This window comes from Actinoplanes campanulatus (assembly GCF_014647795.1).
Classification (GTDB): Bacteria; Actinomycetota; Actinomycetes; order Mycobacteriales; family Micromonosporaceae; genus Actinoplanes; species Actinoplanes campanulatus.
On the sequence record NZ_BMPW01000100.1, the window covers coordinates 1 to 503 of the forward strand.

A 503-nucleotide genomic window follows, 5' to 3' on the forward strand; every position below is an offset into this window, starting at 1 on the left:
TGGTCGGCGATCTGGGATTGGGTGAGGTTGCCGTAGAAGCGGAGGGTGAGGATTTTCTGTTCGCGTTCGTCGAGGGTGGCGAGGGCGGGTCCGAGGGCGACGCGGGTTTCGGCGATTTCGTATTCGTGGTCTTCGCCGCCGAGGGTGTCGCCGAGTTCGGTGGTGCCGTCGGTGCCGATGGGGGTGGAGAGGCTGGTGGCGTTGTAGGCGCGGGCGCCTTCGAGGCCTTCGAGGACGTCGTCTTCGCTGATGCCGAGGTGGGTGGCGATGTCGGGGACGGTGGGGGATCGGCCGAGGGTGTGGGTGAGGGTGGCGTTGGCTTCGGTGATGGCGAGGCGGAGTTCTTGGAGTCGGCGGGGGACGCGGACGGACCAGGTGCGGTCGCGGAAGTGGCGTTTGATTTCGCCGATGATGGTGGGGATGGCGTAGCCGGCGAAGTCGACGCCGCGGTCGGGGTCGAATTTGTCGACGGCTTTGATGAGGCCGACGGTGGCGGTCTGGAT

General features: G+C 66.8%; 1 protein-coding gene. It reads right to left on the minus strand.

Translation table 11 applies throughout. From position 1 onward, the window contains the following. Positions 1-503 (minus strand): sigma-70 family RNA polymerase sigma factor (locus IEZ13_RS46230; RefSeq protein ID WP_189285830.1); only part of this gene is annotated, 503 nt, incomplete at both ends.